This is a genomic window from Nocardiopsis camelliae, from assembly GCF_028993595.1.
GTDB classification, from domain to species: Bacteria; Actinomycetota; Actinomycetes; order Streptosporangiales; family Streptosporangiaceae; genus Nocardiopsis; species Nocardiopsis dassonvillei.
Genome location: NZ_CP118614.1, coordinates 1,276,195 through 1,290,275 on the forward strand (window position 1 = coordinate 1,276,195; position 14,081 = coordinate 1,290,275).

At 68.5% G+C, this 14,081-nt stretch carries 7 protein-coding genes and 2 rRNA genes; 5 read left to right on the forward strand and 4 right to left on the reverse strand.

Annotated elements, in window-relative coordinates; translation table 11 throughout:
• Window positions 1–87 precede the first annotated feature (87 nt).
• The 4 genes from PV789_RS05875 to PV789_RS05890 all read left to right on the forward strand — a co-directional run bounded on the left by PV789_RS05875 (window position 88) and on the right by PV789_RS05890 (window position 7,910).
• A 23S ribosomal RNA gene (locus PV789_RS05875) occupies window positions 88–3,185 on the forward strand.
• 104 nt (window positions 3,186–3,289) lie between these two features.
• Window positions 3,290–3,405, forward strand: a 5S ribosomal RNA gene (gene rrf, locus PV789_RS05880).
• A gap of 291 nt (window positions 3,406–3,696) precedes the next feature.
• Window positions 3,697–4,335, forward strand: coding sequence for a class I SAM-dependent methyltransferase (locus PV789_RS05885; RefSeq protein ID WP_274976478.1), 639 nt, complete (start codon window positions 3,697–3,699; stop codon window positions 4,333–4,335).
• A 215-nt stretch (window positions 4,336–4,550) separates the two neighbouring features.
• Window positions 4,551–7,910, forward strand: coding sequence for a transglycosylase domain-containing protein (locus PV789_RS05890; protein ID WP_274976479.1), 3,360 nt, complete (start codon window positions 4,551–4,553; stop codon window positions 7,908–7,910).
• Window positions 7,911–8,114: 204 nt separating this feature from the next.
• Here the strand turns inward: PV789_RS05890 and PV789_RS05895 are convergent, their stop codons facing one another.
• The 3 genes from PV789_RS05895 to PV789_RS05905 all read right to left on the reverse strand — a co-directional run bounded on the left by PV789_RS05895 (window position 8,115) and on the right by PV789_RS05905 (window position 11,405).
• Window positions 8,115–9,200 (reverse strand): prenyltransferase, encoded by a 1,086-nt coding sequence (locus tag PV789_RS05895; protein ID WP_274976480.1) that lies wholly within the window; start codon window positions 9,198–9,200, stop codon window positions 8,115–8,117.
• A complete protein-coding gene (locus tag PV789_RS05900; protein WP_302475398.1) occupies window positions 9,200–9,919 on the reverse strand; it encodes a class I SAM-dependent methyltransferase in 720 nt (239 codons plus the stop codon). Before PV789_RS05900 ends, PV789_RS05895 begins: the two co-directional genes overlap by 1 nt.
• Before the next feature lie 112 nt (window positions 9,920–10,031).
• Window positions 10,032–11,405: a glycosyltransferase family 4 protein gene (locus PV789_RS05905; protein ID WP_274976481.1), complete on the reverse strand. Its 1,374-nt coding sequence runs from the start codon at window positions 11,403–11,405 to the stop codon at window positions 10,032–10,034.
• A gap of 480 nt (window positions 11,406–11,885) precedes the next feature.
• Here PV789_RS05905 and PV789_RS05910 point away from each other — a divergent pair, with 480 nt between their 5' ends.
• Entirely contained in the window at window positions 11,886–12,497 is a 612-nt protein-coding gene (locus tag PV789_RS05910) for a TetR family transcriptional regulator (protein ID WP_274976482.1), read from the forward strand.
• 34 nt (window positions 12,498–12,531) lie between these two features.
• Here PV789_RS05910 and PV789_RS05915 read toward each other — a convergent pair whose 3' ends face one another.
• Entirely contained in the window at window positions 12,532–13,986 is a 1,455-nt protein-coding gene (locus PV789_RS05915) for a sigma-70 family RNA polymerase sigma factor (protein WP_274976483.1), read from the reverse strand.
• Window positions 13,987–14,081 lie beyond the last annotated feature (95 nt).

Here is a 14,081-nt window from a genome sequence, read left to right on the forward strand (position 1 = left end):
TTGTGGCTGAGGATGTGAGTGGTGTTGGGGTATGCGGTTGGTGTTTTGATTTGTGAATAGTGTGCGCGAGCATCTTATTATCTGTAGTGGCCAAGTGATAGTGGCACACGGTGGATGCCTTGGCACCAGGCGCCGATGAAGGACGTGGGAGGCCGCGATAGGCCACGGGGAGCTGTCAACCGAGCTGTGATCCGTGGGTGTCCGAATGGGGAAACCTAGCCCGAGTTGTGTCGGGTTGCCGCCATCTGAATGTATAGGGTGGTTGGTGGTGACGCGGGGAAGTGAAACATCTCAGTACCCGTAGGAAGAGTAAACAACAGTGATTCTCCTAGTAGTGGTGAGCGAACGGGGAAGAGGCTAAACCGTAGGCGTGTGATAGACGGCAGTCGTTGCGTTTGCGGGGTTGTGGGATGCGTCTGTCTGGGTCTGCCGACCTGGAGCGCTGAGTGGTTCTTGTAGCTGAAGCCGTTGGGAAGCGGTACCGGAGTGGGTGAGAGTCCCGTAGGTGTAGGAAGAACCTAGGTGTTGGATGTATTCCCGAGTAGCGCGGAGCCCGTGAAAGTCCGTGTGAATCTGGCAGGACCACCTGCTAAGCCAAAATACGTCCTGGTGACCGATAGTGCACTAGTACCGTGAGGGAAAGGTGAAAAGTGCCCCGGTGAGGGGTCGTGAAATAGTACCTGAAACCGTGTGCTGTCAAGCCGTCAGAGCTGAACTTCGTGTTTGGTGATGGCGTGCCTTTTGAAGAATGAGCCTGCGAGTCATGGTGTGTGGCGAGGTTAACCCGGGTGGGGTAGCCGTAGGGAAACCGAGTCTGAATAGGGCGATTTGAGTCGCATGCTGTGGACCCGAAGCGGAGTGATCTACCCATGTCCAGGGTGAAGCGGGGGTAAGACCTCGTGGAGGCCCGAACCCACCAGGGTTGAAAACCTGGGGGATGAGGTGTGGGTAGGGGTGAAAGGCCAATCAAACTCCGTGATAGCTGGTTCTCCCCGAAATGCATTTAGGTGCAGCGTCGCGTGTTTCTTGCTGGAGGTAGAGCTACTGTTTGGCTGATGGGCCCGACAAGGTTACTGACGTCAGACAAACTCCGAATGCCGGTTAAGTGAAGCGTGGCAGTGAGACTGCGGGGGATAAGCTTCGTAGTCGAGAGGGAAACAGCCCAGATCATCAGCTAAGGCCCCTAAGCGTGTGCTAAGTGGGAAAGGTTGTGGAGTTGCTGAGACAACCAGGAGGTTGGCTTAGAAGCAGCCATCCTTTAAAGAGTGCGTAATAGCTCACTGGTCAAGTGGTTCTGCGCCGATAATGTAGCGGGGCTAAAGCACACCGCCGAAGCTGTGAAGCTCAAGACTAGTTTCTTGGGTTGGTAGGGGAGCGTCGTGCGTCCGGTGAAGCTGCCGAGTGATCGTGTGGTGGAGGGCGTGCGAGTGAGAATGCAGGCATGAGTAGCGAAAGCAACGTGAGAAACGTTGCCGCCGATTGACTAAGGGTTCCTGGGGCAGGTTAATCCGCCCAGGGTGAGTCTGGACCTAAGGCGAGGCCGACAGGCGTAGTCGATGGATAACGGGTTGATATTCCCGTACCCGTGCACGAGCGTCCAGTACTGAATCAGGTGATGCTAACCACGCTGGTGGTCTTGGGTCCCTTCGGGGAGCTTTGACTTACTGGTCTGGGAACCGAGCTTGTAGTAGGTAAGTGATGGGGTGACGCAGGAGGGTAGCTCTACCCGGCGGTGGTTGTCCGGGGGTAAGCGTGTAGGCTGAGAGGTTGGCAAATCCGCCTCTCATGTGAGCTGAGACGTGATGCCGAGCCGTTTTTGGTGAAGTGAGTGATCCCATGCTGTCGAGAAAAGCCTCTAGCGAGTTCGTGTGTGGCCAGTACCCTAAACCGACGCAGGTGGTCAGGTAGAGAATACCGAGGCGTTCGGGTGAACCATGGTTAAGGAACTCGGCAAATTGTCCCCGTAACTTTGGGAGAAGGGGAGCCCTGTCTGGTGACGGATCTTGCATCCTGAGCTGGGTGGGGTCGCAGATAGCGGGGGGAAGCGACTGTTTATTAAAAACACAGGTCCGTGCGAAGTCGTAAGACGCTGTATACGGACTGACGCCTGCCCGGTGCTGGAACGTTAAGAGGACTGGTTAGTGGGGGTTCGCCCCTGCGAAGCTGGGAATCTAAGCGCCAGTAAACGGCGGTGGTAACTATAACCATCCTAAGGTAGCGAAATTCCTTGTCGGGTAAGTTCCGACCTGCACGAATGGCGTAACGACTTCCCCACTGTCTCAACCATGGGCCCGGTGAAATTGCACTACGAGTAAAGATGCTCGTTTCGCGCAGCAGGACGGAAAGACCCCGGGACCTTCACTATAGCTTGACATTGGTGTTTGGGATGGTTTGTGTAGGATAGGTGGGAGCCGGTGAAGCTGTCACGCTAGTGGCGGTGGAGGCGTTGGTGAAATACCACTCTGACTGTTTCGGGCATCTAACTTTGGACCGTGATCCGGTTCGGGGACAGTGTCTGGTGGGTAGTTTAACTGGGGCGGTTGCCTCCCAAAGAGTAACGGAGGCGCCCAAAGGTTCCCTCAGCCTGGTTGGTAATCAGGTGTTGAGTGTAAGTGCACAAGGGAGCTTGACTGTGAGACGGACGTGTCGAGCAGGAGCGAAAGCTGGGACTAGTGATCCGGCACCGGCGTGTGGAAGCGGTGTCGCTCAACGGCTAAAAGGTACCCCGGGGATAACAGGCTGATCTTCCCCAAGAGTCCATATCGACGGGATGGTTTGGCACCTCGATGTCGGCTCGTCGCATCCTGGGGCTGGAGTTGGTCCCAAGGGTTGGGCTGTTCGCCCATTAAAGCGGCACGCGAGCTGGGTTTAGAACGTCGTGAGACAGTTCGGTCCCTATCCGCTGTGCGCGTTGGAGACTTGAGAAGGGCTGTCCCTAGTACGAGAGGACCGGGACGGACGAACCTCTGGTGTGCCAGTTGTCCTGCCAAGGGCATGGCTGGTTGGCTACGTTCGGGAGGGATAACCGCTGAAAGCATCTAAGCGGGAAGCTTGCTTCGAGATGAGGTCTCCTGCCTCCTTGAGGGGGTAAGGCTCCCTATAGACGATGGGGTTGATAGGCCGGGTGTGGAAGCCTTGTGAGGGGTGGAGCTGACCGGTACTAATAGGCCGAGGGCTTGTCCGCTGCAGATAATTGGATGTTCGCGCACACTTTTCACGGAGTTTACTGCTCACTGTGATTCCCTGCCCTGTGGGGGTGGGTGGAGTTGGGTGGGTGGTGTGTGGTTTCCGTGGTGGTTATTGCTGGAGGGTCACACCCGGTCTCTTTCCGAACCCGGTCGTTAAGTCTCTTTGCGCTGATGGTACTGCCCTGTGGTGGGGTGGGAGAGTAGGTCGCTGCCACGGTTTTTCTTGAAGGAGGGGTGGGGTTGCCTGTTAGGGGTGGCCCTGCCTCTCTTTTTTTGTGTGGGGGTGGGGTGCCTGTTAGGGCGGGTCCGCCCCTTTTTTTTGTGTGGGGGTTTGTGCGTTTGTGAACGCTAGGGTGGGCCCCCCTTCTTTCCAGACAACCGGATGCGGGTCGGGCGAGGCCAGGGCCTGTTCCGTGCTGTGGACAACCAGCCGCCCCCTCGAAGACGCGGTAGTTCGCCCGCGCTGTCCACTGTCCGTTCCTGTTTTCGCCGGTGGGACAATTTCCGCATGACGAAGACGATCCCCTCAGCGCTTCTGGCCGCCGCGGAGGCCGCGAAGGGCTTCATGCCCACGGACGAGGGCACCGCCCTCTTCGAGACCGCCGTCGACTACGCCCGGGTCGGGCCGATCGTGGAGATCGGCACCTACTGCGGTAAGTCCACGATCTTCCTCGGCGCGGCCGCCCGTGCCACCGGGGTCAAGGTCCTCACGATCGACCACCACCGGGGCTCGGAGGAGCACCAGGAGGGCTGGGAGTACCACGACGCGTCCCTGGTGGACGAGGCGACGAGCAGGTTCGACACCCTTCCGCACTTCCGGCGCACGATCACCCGAGCGGGCCTGGACGACGAGGTGATCGCGCTCGTGGGCCGGTCCACCGATGTCGCGGCTGTCTGGGGCACCCCGCTCGGCATGGTCTTCATCGACGGCGGCCACAGCGAGGAGGCCGCCCAGAACGACTACGCTGGTTGGAGTCCGCACGTCGCCCCCGGCGGGGCCCTCGTCATCCACGACGTGTTCCCCAACCCCGAGGACGGCGGCCGACCGCCCTACAACATCTACCGGAAGGCCCTCGACTCGGGGGAGTTCGAGGAGATGCGAGCGGTGGGCTCCCTGCGGGTGCTCGAACGCACCCGGGGGAAGTGAGCGGACTAACAGTCTTTCCGATACACAACTGCCCGGGGTAAGCCTTGGGTAAGAAGTGACAGTACGCTTACCTGCTCGGACTTGACATGGTTACGGGCGGGTATCGTGGCCTTGAGGGCTGAGCGATGGCGGCGTTATTCCCCGAATTACCGCTTCGGTCCTGACTCGAACTGAACGATCCCGGGCACTTGCGCGTCCAACACCAGGACGGCAGGGTGCCGGACGTGATTTGCCATGGGGGCGGGGAACTGAGCGAGAGCACACACGGCGAAAGCGGGGCGGGTGGACAGCGTCCCAAGGACACGCCGGACAACAGGAACACCTCTGCCGAAGAGCTGTCCAACAAGCACACTCCCGAGGGTGGAGTACCCACCAGCGAGGGGAACCAACCCACTCATGACACTCCTGGAGGAGAGGAAAGCGTAGGAGAGCAGCCCGAACCGGAGTTCATCAACCCGGTCACCTTCAAGACCAGCGGTACCTTCCTGCGTGACAAGGTCGCCCAGAGCCTCGCGGAACAGGGTTTCGGTTCCGACGACACCGGCGACGACGCAGCGGAGGAGATCTCCGGCGTCCCCGCCGACGCGCACGGTTCCGACGCCTCCCCCGCAGCCGGCTCCCCCGCCTCGGCCGACCGCGCGGGTGCGGAGGAGTCCGACGCGCGTGAGGACGGCGTCCGGGGGGACGGACGGTCCTCCCAGGCGGCCTCGCCCTCCGCGGCCGACGACACGTCCGTCGACCAGGACGGTAAGGCCGGCGCCGACGAGCCCCCATCGCCGGTGTCCGACCGGACCGAGCCCATCTCGCTCGACTCCGTCCGCGCGGCCGCCTCCGCGGAGGCGGCGCAGACGTCCGACGACGCCTCCGGGAACGCCGACACCAAGGAGGGCGGGACAGACCTCTGGAGTCCCCGCGGGCAGGAGCACACGGGAGTTCCCAAGAGCCCCGTGGCCGGTACCGTGACCGACGTCCAGGACTTCGAGGACGGTTCCGCCGGAGCCGCCGCGTCCGCTGTGCCCGCCGCTCCGGACGCCGTCGCTCCGGACCGTGACGGAGAGCAGAGGATCGACGAGTCCTCCGCGGCCGAGACGGCGTCCTTGTGGCCCGAGCCGCGTCGCCTCTCCTCCTACGTGACCGAGTCGCCCTCCGAGGGGCAGGACCGGGGCGCCCGCCCCGGTGCCACCGCGGCCGGTGCCGCGGCGGCGGCCGGAGCGGCGGGTGCCGCGGGAGCGGGCGCCGCCCACTCCGGGGCGCACGGCGGCCCCACCGGCCTTGGTGACACCACCAGTTCCAGCAACTCCGGCGGCCCCAGCGGTCCCACCGGCCCTGGCGGCCCCAAGGGCCCGGCTGGCCCCGGCGGTACCGGGCCCGGCGGCCCCAAGGGCCCGGGTGACCCCAAGGCCCGGGGCAAGAAGAACGGCGCCGGTCAGAAGGCCAAGAAGCCCCTCTGGTGGAGGATCCTGCGGGTCTTCCTCATCGTCACCGGCGTGTTCTTCATCATCGGGTGCGGTGTCTTCGCCTTCTTCTACAGCACCGTGGAGGTCCCGGACGCGGCCAAGGCCGACGTCCTGGAGGAGGGTTCCACCTTCTACTTCGCCGACGGCGAGAGCGAGTTCGCCTACCGGGGCACCCACCGGGAGATCCTGTCCTACGACGAGATGACCTCGGGCGGCGAACACGTCGTCGAGGCGGTCATCTCCGCGGAGGACCGCGGTTTCTGGACCGAGCCCGGAGTGTCCGTGAGCGGCACCGCCCGCGCGGTGTGGTCCACCGTCACCGGCCAGCAGGTCCAGGGCGGTTCCACCATCACCCAGCAGATGGTGCGCAACTACTACGAGGGCATCTCCCGGGACGTGTCCATCACCCGCAAGGTGCGGGAGATCATCATCGCCCTCAAGGTCGATCGGAGCGAGTCGAAGGAGTGGGTGATGGAGCAGTACCTCAACACCATCTACTTCGGTCGCAACGCCTACGGAGTCCAGGCCGCCTCGCAGGCGTACTACCACAAGGACGTCCAGGACCTGGAGCCCGCCGAGGCCGCGTTCCTCGCCGCCGCCATCCAGCAGCCCACCCCCTTCGGTGAGGCCGACGTGGAGACCACTCCCTCGATGGAGCGGCGCTGGGAGTACGTCGTCAACGGCATGGTCACCACGGAGGCCATCACCCAGGCCGAGGCCGACGCGATGGAGTTCCCGGCTCCCGAGCCCGAGCGGCCGAGCGAGGGCACGGACCTGAGCGGCTACAAGGGCTACATGCTCCAGGAGGCCATGAACGAGCTGGAGCGGCTCGGCTACACCGAGGACCAGATCAACCGCCAGGGCTACAGGATCGTCACCACGTTCGACCAGGACATGATGGACGCCGCCTACGCCGCTGTGGAGGAGATGGTACCGCCCGAGGACCGGCCCGAGGGCGTCAACGTCGGTCTGACCACCATTGACCCGGCGACGGGCGAGGTCCTGGCCTTCTACGGCGGGCACGACTACTGGGAGAACCAGTACGACAGCTCCTTCCTCGGCGCCGCGCAGACCGGTTCGGCGTTCAAGCCCTACGTGCTCGCCACCGCACTGGAGCAGGGCTACAGCCTCAACTCCACGGTGGACGGGCGCGGTCCGCGCACCATCGCGGGCTCGCGCATCCAGAACGCGGGCAACTCGCCGGGCGGCGTCATGACGCTCACGCAGGCCACCCAGGTCTCCAACAACCTCGGCTTCATCGAGCTGGCCCAGGAGGTCGGTTTCGAGAACGTGCGCGACACCGTCTACGCCGCGGGGTGGCCCGAGGGGAGCGTGCCCGACAGCCAGCTGGTTCCGGTCATGCCGCTGGGCGCCTCCAGTGCCCGCACGGTCGACCAGGCCAGCGGGTACGCCACCTTCGCCAACGGCGGCGTGCACGTCGAGACGCACGTGGTGCGGGAGATCATCGACTCCGAGGGCGAGAACGTGCGCCCGGAGGTGGAGAGCAACAGGGCCCTGGAGGAGGCGACCGCGGCCGACGTCACCTACGCCCTCCAGCAGGTGGTCAACGGCGGTACCGGTACGGCGGCGCGGCTGGCCAACCACCCCACCGCGGGCAAGACCGGTACCACCGACGGCAGCGTCGCGGCCTGGTTCGTCGGCTACACCCCGCAGCTGTCCACGGCGGTGGGGATCTACAGCGGCAACAACGAGAGCTTCAGTATCCCGGGATACGGCTCCCTGTCGGGCGGTACGCTCCCGGCGTCGCTGTGGAACCGGTACATGGGCACCGCGATGGAGGGTTACGAGCCTGGTTCGTTCCCGAGTCCGGCCTTCAGCGGCACCACCGAGAACTGGGCTCCGGACGTGTCCACCGAGCAGCCCCAGCAGCCGCAGCAGCCGGAGGCGCCCGCGGAGCCGGAGACGCCGGCCGAGCCGGAGGAGCCCACCACGCCCGAGACGCCCGTGGAGCCGGAGGAGCCCACCACGCCCGAGTGGCCGGAGATCCCCGGCCCGGGGACCGAACCGGGCCCCGGTGATGGCGGCGGCGGAGAGGAAGGCGGCGGCGGTGGCGGCGGTGGTGAGAGCCCGCCGGCCAGACGCGACGACCTCTGGTGAGGTCCGGTTCCGGTGGTGACCGGAGCCGGTGAGAACGGGGGAGGGCCCGGCGGCGCGCCGCCGGGCCCTCCCCCGTGTTCCGGGTCCTCCGTGTCGGGCCCGCGCCGGTCGGCGGAGCGGGCCCTGTCGGCCCGAACCGGTCTCGGCCCGCGGGGGCGAACGCCCATCGGGGGCTGGATGTGGCGCGGGTCCGGGGTAGGCCTCCTAGTCGGAGGGGCCACCGTCCCAGGTGTGCAGGAAGACCCGCGAGCCCGGCGTGGTCCCGGTGAGCGCGTCCGCCGCCAGGATCACGGCGGCCGACGTCCACGTGCTGCGCTCCACCGGCCAGCGCACCTGCTCGGCGAACTGGTAGCCCGTCCAGTACACGCCGTCGTCGGCGTCGCGCAGGTGCTGCACGTCCCGCAGGAGGCGCACGCCCGCGTCCACGTCGCCGACGGCGGCCAGGGCCAGCACCAGCTCCGAGGTCTCCGCCGCGGTCACCCACGGCTGGTCGCTCACGCAGCGCACGCCCAGCCCGGGCACCACGAAGCGGTCCCAGCGCTCGGCGATGCGCTCCTTGGCGGCGGCCCCGCGCACGGCGCCGCCCAGGACGGGGTAGAACCAGTCCATCGAGAAGCGGCCCCGGTCGGCGAACAGGTCCTCGTGCCCGTTGATGAGCACCGCGAGGCGGTCGGCGGCGGCCGTCCACGCGGGGCGGGAGCGGCCCAGGCGCGCGGCCAGGGCGGCGCCGCAGCGCAGCGCGTGGTGCACGCTCGCGCACACCGTCAGCAGGGCGTGGTCCCCCGGGGCGCCGTTCTCCGAGCGGGCCCACAGGATCTCGCCGTGCTCACCGCGCAGGGCCAAGACGAACTCCAGGCCCTCCTCGACCACCGGCCACATCCGCTCGGCGAACGCGGTGTCGCCGGTGACGAGCAGGTGGTGGAACAGGCCCACCGCGGGGTAGGCGGCGTGGTTGGCCTCGCGCAGCGGCGTCACCGGGACGCCCTGGCGGAACTTGGCGGGCCACCCTCCCCCGGGCGCGCGGCTGTCGGCCAGCCACAGGTAGGCGCGCCGGGCCGCCTCGGCGTGCCCGGGCGCGCTGCGGCCGGTCACGGTCAGGGCCATGGCGCACTCCACGTGGTCCCACACGTCGGTGTGCCCGCCGGGGAACCACGGGATGGCCCCGCTGTCCTCCTGGCAGCGTGCGAGGTAGGAGGCGGAGCGGTGCAGCTGCTCGGCGTTGAGCACGCCGGGCAGGCTCAGAGCGTCGTGGAGGGCCGTTCCGGTCGTGGGCGCGGGGGTGACGGACATCAGGCGTCGTGCGGTTTGCGCACGTACACGACCACGCTCTTGCCGATGACCGGGTTGAGCAGGCGCTCGGCGACGCGGGTCACGGCGGGGGCCTTGAGCATGTCCCACACCAGCATGTCGTGGTAGGCCTTGGCGAGCGGGTGGTCGTCCCGGTCGGTGCCCACCGCGCACTTGATCCACCAGTAGGGGGCGTGCAGGGCGTGCGCGTGGTGGTGCGGGCCGATCTCGAAGCCGGTGGCCTTGAGCTTGGCCTCCAGCTCGGCGCGTGTGTAGATGCGGATGTGCCCGCCCTCGTTGGTGTGGTACTCCTCCGACAGGGCCCAGCACAGGCGCTCGGGCAGGAAGCTGGGCACGGTCACCGCGGCGATGCCGCCGGGCCGCAGCACCCGGAAGAGCTCGGCCATCGCGGCGGTGTCGTGCGGGATGTGCTCGAAGATCTCGGCCGCGACCACGCGGTCGAAGCCGGCGTCGTCGAAGGGCATGTCCAGGGCGTCGCCCTTGACGGTCTCGGCCCTGGCCTCCTCGGGAGCCTCGCCCTCGTGGCGCATCGCGGCGAACATGGTCTCGACCTCGGCGAGGTCGGCGACGTTCTGGTCGAAGGCCACGATGTCGGCGCCGCGTCGGTAGACCTCGAAGGCGTGGCGGCCGCCGCCGCAGCCCAGGTCGAGCACGCGGTCGCCCGGGCCGACGGGGAACAGGTTGAAGTCGACGGTGATCAGTGGAGGCTCCCTGGGGATCTGGCTCGGGGATCTGGTCTTGGGGCTCCGCGGCCGCGGGCGCGGGGCGGTGGGTCGCGCGGGGCCCGCGGGGGCGGCGCGCTGTCCGGGCCGGTCAGGCGCCGTTGGCGGGGGCCCGATCGGGTGCCGGCGCGGACGCGGGCTCGGCGGGCCCGGGTTGCGCGCCGCCGTCGGCGGGGCGGTTGCCCCGCACGGCGTCGACGGTGGAGGCGTAGCGGCGCGCGGTCAGTTCGGCGACGGCCCTCCAGGTGAAGCGCTCCTGGACCCGGCGCCATGCGGCGGCGCCCATGCGTTCGCGTTCGGCGTCGTCGTCGAGCAGGGCGGCCAGCGCCTCGGCGAGCACCTCGGGGTCGCCCGGGGGCACCAGGCGCCCGGCGTCCCCGTCGGTGCCCACGACCTCGGGCAGTGCTCCGGCGCGGCTGGCCACCAGCGGCGTCGCGCAGGCCATGGCCTCCACGGCGGGCAGGGAGAACCCCTCGTAGAAGGACGGGACGACCGCCACCTGCGCGCTGGCGATGAGTTCGGCCAGGGCTGTGTCGTCGATGCCGCTGACGAACTCGACGCGGTCGCGCAGGCTCAGCTCGTCCACCAGCTGGTCGGTGGGGCCGCCGGGTTTGGGTCTGCTGACGACGGTCAGGGTGATGTCGCGTTCGGTGGCGAGTTTGGCCGCGGCGCGCAGCAGGACGGCCACGCCCTTGAGGGGGCTGTCGGCGCTGGCGGTGCACACGATGCGTCCCGGTACGCGCTCCAGCGCGGGGCGCGGGTGGAAGTGGCGGGAGTCCACGCCCAGCGGGGTGACCTCCATGGCGGCGGGGGAGACGCCGAACTCGCGGGCGATGTCGTCGGCGGAGGACTGGGAGGGCACCAGGATCGGGTCGAGTCGGCGGGCGACCCTGGCCTGCATGCCCACGAACCCGTACCAGCGGCGTTTGGTGAGCTTGTGCAGGCCCCGGGCCTCGGACAGTTCGATCCTGCGGTCCACGCTGATGGGGTGGTGGATGGTGGTGACCAGGGGCAGTCCGGCGGACCTGATGCCGAGCAGTCCCCAGCCCAGCGTCTGGTTGTCGTGGACGACGTCGAAGTCGTCCAGGCGGCGGCGCAGTTCGCGGTTGGCGCGCAGGGAGAAGGTGAGGGGCTCGGGGAACCCGGCGGTCCACATGGTGGCGACCTCCAGGGCGTCGATCCAGTCGCGCCACTCGCGCACGGGCGGTGCCTTGAAGGGGTGGGCGTCGTTGTACAGGTCCAGGGAGGGGACCTTCTCCAGGGTCACGCCCTCGTCCAGCACGGGGTAGGGCTGGCCGGAGAGGACGGTGACCTCGTGGCCCAGGGCGGCCAGTTCGCGTGAGAGGTGGCGGACGTACACGCCCTGTCCGCCGACGTGCTGCTTGCTGCGGTAGGACAGCAGGGCGACGCGCAGGGGGCGCTCGGCACGGGGCCGGGGGCTCGGTGTGGTGCCCGACTGGGTCAAGAGTCCACCTCTTCGTTGGGTCGCGGGCCCGGTCGCCGTGGGCGCGGACGCCGTCGGCCGGTGACAGGCGTGCGCGTGCCTATGTTACTCGGCAGTTGTGTTCGGACCGGCGTCGGGCCGGTTGGTAAGGGATCCTATGTCGGGTGCCCTGCGGCGGTGCTCCGGCGGGGCGCGTCGCCGTGTTCGGCGCGGCGGGCGTCCGGACGGTCGGAGGAGGGGTGGTGTTCATGCGCGGTACACAAATGAGAACAAATTCTACAAAGCCTGTCAGGCGATCCGAAAACCCCGGTCCGCTTTTCGTATTGCTACTGCTACGTCGGGCGATGAGGTGAGGATCATGGGCTTGACCGGCCGTCTTCGGGGGAATCGGTTGGATAACGTGTTCTCGTAACAGCCGCCGCCTCCGGGTGGGCGTCGGCGACGGGCTTCAGCGCCGCGGCGAGCGGGCAGCGCGCGGGCTGACGACGAAGGGGAGATCCTGTGCCGGTGCAGGCGGCGAGCGGAACGATGTCACGAAGTCAGACCCAGCGCCGCAAGCGCATCGTGCAGACCGCGGCCGCGCTGGCCGTGCGCGGTGGTGTGGAGGCCATGCAGATGCGTTCGGTGGCCGAGCGCGCGGGTGTCGCCCTCGGCACGCTCTACCGGTACTTCCCCTCCAAGATGGATCTGGTGGTGGCCGTGGTCACCGAGGAGCTGGACCTGCTGGAGGGCGGTATCGTGCGCCGTCCGCCCACCGCCGACACCCCCGCCGAACGCGCGGTCGACGTCCTGCTGCGGGCCACGCGCGGGCTGATGCGCGAGCCGGAGCTGGCCGACGCGCTGGTGCGCTCGCTCATCATGGCCGAGGTCAAGATCGAGCTCGACCTGCGCATCTCCGACCTGGTGTGGCGGGTGGCCACCGGCAACCTGGAGGGCGCCGAGGAGGAGGGCGGCACCGGGGTGGACCGCGACAGCACCGGCTACGTCCTGGTGGGCTCGCTGACCAGCGTGTGGATCTTCGAGCTGGTGGAGGTCCTCAAGGGGCGCCGTGACGTGGACGAGGTGGAGCGGCGGCTCCAGGCCGCGGCCGAGCGCCTGCTCGCCCCGTTCTGACCCGCCCTTCCCCCGCGTCGGCGGGGGACCGGCGTCAGCCACCGCCGAAGAGCAGGCCCAGCAGCCCGTCGAGCAGACCTTTGCCGCCCCCGTCGTCGTCCCCGTCCTCCTCGGGCGGGCCGCCGGGGGCGTCGTCGTCTCCGGACTCCTCCTCCCCGGGCGCGCCCGGAGCGCCGTCGGGCCCCTCGCCTCCGGAGGGCGGGCTCGCCTCCTGCGGGGGCGGTGCGGGCGTGGTCCGCTCCGGAGCCGGGTCGAGGGCCTGGTGCCCGCTGCCGCCGCCGTCCTCCTGCCGCTGCTCCGCCTCGGCCCCGGGTTCGGTGGGCTCCGTCGGCGCGGTCGGGGGCTCCGGGGTCGGTCCGGCCTCCGGTTTGGTGTCCGCGCTGGTCGCGTCGGTCTCCACCTGCGGGACCAGCGGTCCGCGCTCGGTCTCGTCGGGCCCGGCGCCGATCATCGTGGAGGGGCCGCCCACGGCGCTGGCCCAGCCCCACAGCGCGACCGCCAGCACCACGGTGGCGAGGCCGGAGACGGCGGCCGTCGGCCAGCGGCGGCGGGCGGTGCGCCGGTCGTCGGGACCGTCACCGGAGTCGTCGGGCACGGCAGGCGAACCGGGTCCGGCCAGCGGGGTGACCGCTTCGTCGCGCACCGGGTGGTCGCGCGTGGTCAGCCGGTCGCCTGGCAGGGCGCGGGGCGGCGCCTCGGGGCCGGGCTCGGCCGCCTCGTTCTCCTCCTCGGCCGCCCCGGCGGCGCGGGAGCGGTGCATCGGGTACCCCTCGCCGGTGAGGGGGTGCATCTGCGCGGCGATACGCTCGCGGGCCGCGGCCAGGTCGGGATCGGTGCAGGTGCGCACCACCGCCTCGCGAAGGCCGGGCGGCGGGCCGGGCGGGCGCAGTAGGGCCAGTGCCTGGGAGACGTCGTGCACCTGGGCGCGCCAGGCGGCGGTGCCCGGGCCGCCGGTGTCCCCGGCGCCGCCGGAGGCTCCCGCCTCCCGGGAGGTTCGTGGGTCGGGGACGCGGTGGTCGCCGTCGCGGCCGTCCAGGTTCTCCGCGGCGCGGCGGATCGCCGAGCGCGTCAGCTCGCCGCAGATCTGGGGGTCCAGGCCCAGGACGCGCGCGACCGCGGAGGTGGGCAGGGCGTGCCGCAGGTTCAGCTCCACCAGTTCGCGGTGGCTGGCGGGCAGCCGGGAGAACATGCGGGCCACCGGCTCCTCGGCGGGCACCGTGGCCAGCCGGGTGTAGGGGCTCGCGTGGGCCAGGCCGCGGCGCTGGCAGGCCGAGCGGACCAGGGCGTACAGCCAGGAGCCGAGGTCGGCCGGGTCCGCGCGCCGCGAGTCGAGGACGACACCGGCGACGAGGCCGTCGTGCACGGCCTCGGCCGTCTGCCCGGTGTCCTCACCCAGTAGCGACCAGGCGTACCGGTACAGGGACGGGGCGAAGGCGTCGTAGAGCGCCTCGACCGTCGACGGTTCGCCTGGTTCGCTACCTCTGGTCACTTTTCTAACCCCCCGTTCCCCGCGACGGTAGCGAGGGGAGAGGCGACGCGTGGGTGAATCGTCTACCTGTGTCTTGAAGGTAAGTCTTCCGTAAC